Consider the following 5,181-nt stretch of genomic DNA (forward strand, 5'->3'; position numbering starts at 1 on the left):
ATGAGGCTAATTCATGCGGTGGCTCTGTGAAGCCGCATATACGTTCTTTTCGTCAAAACTGATTGTTGACAACAACCCTGGGGCCATATACGTATAGACCAAAGCAGAATACGGGAAAATAATGATCTCGTCTATCATCCCCGTATTTCACTGCGCTTCATACATATCATTACCATAAAAAGACAAATTATTATGGAGTTAAAAAAACATAGGCTACGAGTTAGTCATTGCTAAAACCGCTTGGAGTTCTTTTTCTAGCTTATGATAGTAAGATTTCAAATCGATTGGCGAACGAGAGCGCAATTTTGATTCAAAATCCTCTAAGATTTTTTGAAGTCGGGGAGTCGGTGTGTAACACGCTGCACCGTTTAATTTATGTACGTAAAAGGCTAATGCCTTGCGATCATTAGCTTTGAAAGCTTTTTTAATTTCCTCATGAAATCGAGGAAATTCTTCTAAGAATAATTTAAACATTTTTTGGTGGCGGCTTTATTTCCAAATATACGAGTCGCCGACGTCCAATCAATAACCTTGTTATTGTTACTTCTTTCTTCAGCATCAGAAGCCGGAGATTCAGTTTCTCTTCTCTCCTTGTTAACGAACCGATTCAAAATCCGTTGCCCGTATCGTCTCAGCATCGGTTTGTGTAATACCAAATTCATCCCGACCTTGTAACATTGTTGCTCGCCCTCTTCATTGACATGTGCGGTTAGTGCAACAATTGGCGTGGGGGATTTATGATGTTCTTTTTCCCAGGCACGAATACGCGCCGCTGCTTCATAACCATCGATACCTGGAAGGCCAATGTCCATAAAAATAAGAGAATATTGGTTTTGGCTCGCTTTTTTAATCGCAGCTTCACCATCATCGGCAAGATCAACGGCACAACCCGGCTCTTCCAGTTTAATTCCTATCGCCTTTTGGCCCAGCGGGGTATCTTCCACCAGCAAAATAGGCACTTTCTTTAAATCAGATTTTTTAGCGACACTGGGGGCAGCAATTCAGGTTTTAAAAGCTCCTCGAGCTTCGTTAAGGCAGCGTCATACCTTTTTTTTGAGGCTTTAAGTCCTTGTGTTTGGCAATCGTTAAAGGAATTGTGCAGATGAATCGACTTCCCCGACCAGGCTCTCACTCTCTGAAAGTCACTCGGCCCTGGAGGGCCTCTGCATAAGTTTTAACGAGAAATAATCCTAAACCCGATCCCCGATATTTACTGGCATAAGCAAGGAGTGAGCCGTTTAAATTGGGCAAATATATTCTTATGTTCTTCTTTAGGTATCCCGATGCCCGTGTCCGACACAATTAATTCAATAAGAACCCGATTATCTGACCGGTTGACTAACTTGGTTTGAATAGTTACCTGACCTTCTTCAGTAAATTTTAGCGAATTTCCTAACAAATTCATTAAAATCCGAAAAATCATTATCTCCGAGCCGATAAGTACTTCGGGGATAACTTCGGGGATACGGGGGTCGTAATCGTTATAAAATGCTAACTGTTTTTGTTGAAAGGAAGGGCGAAGCATTGCGAATACTTGGTCAATTAATTTTATGAGCGAGAAAGATTTTTTTATAATCGATATTCCCTTCTTCAACGTTGGTTATTTCTAACGCTTCGTTAATGAAATGAAGTAATTGTTTTCCGGCAAGTATTAGGTTCTTCGCCAGTTGCTTATCCTTTTCTTCGGTTTGCTTTTTCCATAAATATTCAGCAATCAAAATTATCCCCATCAACGGCGTTCTCAAATCATGGCCCATATTCGCTAAAAATTCGGATTTAACTTTATTCGCTTTGCCCAGCGATTCTTCCATGCGCTTTCGTTTTGTAATATCGGTATAAATCCCTAAAACACCGACAATATTGCCTTCTTTATTGCGATAAGGAAAACTTTATTACTCACCAACACGGTTTTTATCGAACCATCGGCCTGCATTTGTGATTCTTCATAATCGAGCTTTGGTTTTCCGGTCTCTATGACGGAAAGATCATCTTGGCGATATTTTTTCCTCAATTCTTTTGAGCAAGGGAAATCTTCATCCGTTTTACCGATAATGCCCGATTGATCCTTATAACCAAATTGTTCAGCGAACATTTTATTGCAGCCGCGAAAAATTAAGTTTTTATCTTTCCAAAAGATAGAATGAGGAATATTATTGATAATCTCTAAAAGCGCTTCTTCGTTATTATTCTTTCCGCCCTGCATTTTTTCCGTTCCTCAATTATTTAGGAGCTAAATTCGGTCGATCGTTTTTCATTTCGAGCGTACCCCATTTTTACAGCACAGGGCAGGTGCTCAAGTGATCGGCGTAAGATAAAAGTCGATCCATTGTTTCCCGCACTTTAGATCCATTGTTTCCCGCACTTTAGATCCATTGTTTCCCGCACTTTAGATCCATTGTTTCCCGCACTTTAACGGCGTTATTCCTTGTATAGGTCATTTTCATACCGGAATGCGAAATATAACATAAGCCTTTTTGTTAAACGCCATCCTCAGGTCTGCGATGAATAGGACTTGCCTTATCAAAAATCGTGTAAGTTTCTTTCGAGGAAGTAAAGATTTTAACATAGCCAAGCCGTACTTCTTTAACCGTTGCCCCCTTAAGGGCGGGGACATAACGTGCGGCGCCCTCCATTATAGCCTCTTCTAACACTTTCCCCTTACCTTCGTGGGGTCGTAGCTCTTGGCCAATGATATCAGCCAAACGTGCGTTTGCTTGTGAAGGAACTTCTCCCGCCGCGTAATGGCCCACGTTGGTAGCGGGCTCATAGGTTATGACTGCTGTTCCATCGCCTAAATTTGTAACCGAACAATGCGGGCCAGCAAAAAAATGCAAGTATTTATTAACCGAAGGATTTCCGGAAGACAAACGAGAAGACTGACTTTAAGCCGCACTAATCGACCATCGGGGACGTAATAACCGAGTCCACGATCCAAGCTTTCAATATTCTATTCTGCCAAGCACAATTGACGACACCTTTTGTACGTATAATATTTGTTTTACCTTCCAACCAATCGTATACCTCCACCTGGTAATCTAAGTTGTCGGGTGCGAATTAAATATTTTTTACTTCATGCTGGGTCGCAAAGGTTAATTGATCGAAATGATTTATCTCGCGTTCAGCATAATGTCTTAGCTTAACGATGTTGATTTGTGATTCCGGCGTTTCTATTCCTAAAATGACGTGAGCATCCGCATTTCCATTAGGTATGTCCGGTTGCGCAATTGTTTTTGCTACGTAAGGGTATTCACTCGCTTTTAAATAACGAATGAAATGAGCAGGATCACCAAACACTTTATTGGCTGGGTCCTGCTGCACCAGCTCTGCATAGGTTTTTTGTAAAAGAGAACAAGTCTTTTTTATGGTTTCTTCATCAAAGAGGGAATTTGACATAAGGTAATGCCGGCCATGCCGCCAGGGGAGAGTATCGTCTTCATACCCAAGGATGTATTCAGGGAATTCACGAGCGAATTTAACGGAGTCTTTTAGACACTGAATGGCGGTCTGCGGGTGACCAGCATAATGTACGCCCGTGTGCAGTTTATAACATTCATTATAACTAGAGCTCGTTTTGCCTAAAAGGCCATCTCCTATCTCCAATAAGGCCACTTTATAACGAGCACGACTCAACTCTTGGGCGGTATAAAACCCTGCAAAACCGGCACCAATGACTACGATGTCATAGATGTTTGCGGATAGTTGAGTTTTCATTCATTGCTCATATAGCCTAACTATGAAATAAAATGTTACAGGGGGCACTTAACTATTTCAATATTATAGTGTTTTGGTGATTTTTAACCAAAATGAACGATTGCTAACGTTACTAACGTTAGCAGAAAGGCATGGGTTTGACCGAGATTAACAAATTCCTAGCATCCGGTGAAATCAGCTGGCCTGGTCTTTTCCTTCACCTGGATCAACTGGAAAGAGCACTTTTAATCTTTGAAATTGATTTCGGCTTAAAGACTTTGCCCACCACCGAGCCTGGAATTATCTCCATTCGCGGCCTTCGCCAATACGGCAAAAGCACTTGGCTTGAAAAAGCGTTGCGTCAAAGTATTATAGATTTTTGTCCTGCAAGTGCCTTTTATCTCAAAGGGGACGACATCTTAGAAAAGAATAGGCTTGAACAAGCGATTCAAAAACTGCTACCTGCCTTTTCAAAAAAAGCTGCCATCCGCCATTGAAATCACAGCAATCACAAATTGGGAAATGGTATTAAAAAATTATCTGATCGCGGACATCTCAGGGATATTTTGATCGTTACAACGGGCTCAAATGCAAGCGATCTACGACGGAGATTCGAACGGTTAGCTGGTAGGAAAGGCAAACTCGATGGAAGCAATTATTTTTTTTGCTCCAATTGCGTACAAAGAATTGCATTGCGTATTTCATTCAACATTGGAGATAAATACATTAACTGCTTATTTGTTATCTGGCGGATCGCCCATTGCATGCGCAGAGTTAGCGGAGCAGCATTTTCTTCCCGAATACGTCATTGAGCTCACGCGCGATTGGATTGACGGTGAAATCATACGCGCTGACCCGGGTATCTTTAATACAATATCCTTCAGATTTTATTTAAGTTCGGTGGAGTATCGGTAGGCCAAGCCAAATTAGCGCGCGAAGCGGGTTTGGCAAACAATACCGTGGTCAACGGGTACATCACTATCCTTCAGGATTTAGGTGTTGTTATTCCTTGTTATCCTTGGGATGCAGATAAAAAAATACCGATATTGCGAAAACCGTCTAAATTTCCAATTACTAATTTACTGGCTGCTCTCAGGTACTTTCCCAGACGTCTGCGAAGTATCGATGATTTTCATGCGCTTTCTTTCTCCCCGACTTCAAAAAATCTTAGAGGATTTTGAATCAAAATTGCGCTCTCGTTCGCCAATCGATTTGAAATCTTACTATCATAAGCTAGAAAAAGAACTCCAAGCGGTTTTAGCAATGACTAACTCGTAGCCTATGTTTTTTTAACTCCATAATAATTTGTCTTTTTATGGTAATGATATGTATGAAGCGCAGTGAAATACGGGGATGATAGACGAGATCATTATTTTCCCGTATTCTGCTTTGGTCTATACGTATATGGCCCCAGGGTTGTTGTCAACAATCAGTTTTGACGAAAAGAACGTATATGCGGCTTCACAGAGCCACCGCATGAATTAGCCTCAT

The 5,181-nt window shown here is 41.2% G+C and carries 4 pseudogenes; 2 read left to right on the top strand and 2 right to left on the bottom strand.

Going from position 1 to position 5,181, the window contains the following annotated elements:
- Window positions 1-213 precede the first annotated feature (213 nt).
- Both OWO34_RS07945 and OWO34_RS07950 read right to left on the bottom strand, forming a co-directional pair.
- A pseudogene (locus OWO34_RS07945) lies at window positions 214-2,203 on the bottom strand (ATP-binding protein).
- 187 nt (window positions 2,204-2,390) lie between these two features.
- A pseudogene (locus OWO34_RS07950) lies at window positions 2,391-3,711 on the bottom strand (FAD-dependent oxidoreductase); the annotation flags it as partial.
- 131 nt (window positions 3,712-3,842) lie between these two features.
- Between OWO34_RS07950 and OWO34_RS07955 the strand changes: the two are divergent.
- Both OWO34_RS07955 and OWO34_RS07960 read left to right on the top strand, forming a co-directional pair.
- Window positions 3,843-4,838, top strand: a pseudogene (locus OWO34_RS07955) (AAA family ATPase); the annotation flags it as partial.
- Window positions 4,837-4,968, top strand: a pseudogene (locus OWO34_RS07960) (hypothetical protein); the annotation flags it as partial. The pseudogenes OWO34_RS07955 and OWO34_RS07960, both read left to right, overlap by 2 nt.
- Between the last annotated feature and the right edge of the window lie 213 nt (window positions 4,969-5,181).

It is taken from the genome of Coxiella endosymbiont of Ornithodoros maritimus (assembly GCF_907164965.1).
Taxonomy (GTDB): Bacteria; Pseudomonadota; Gammaproteobacteria; order Coxiellales; family Coxiellaceae; genus Coxiella.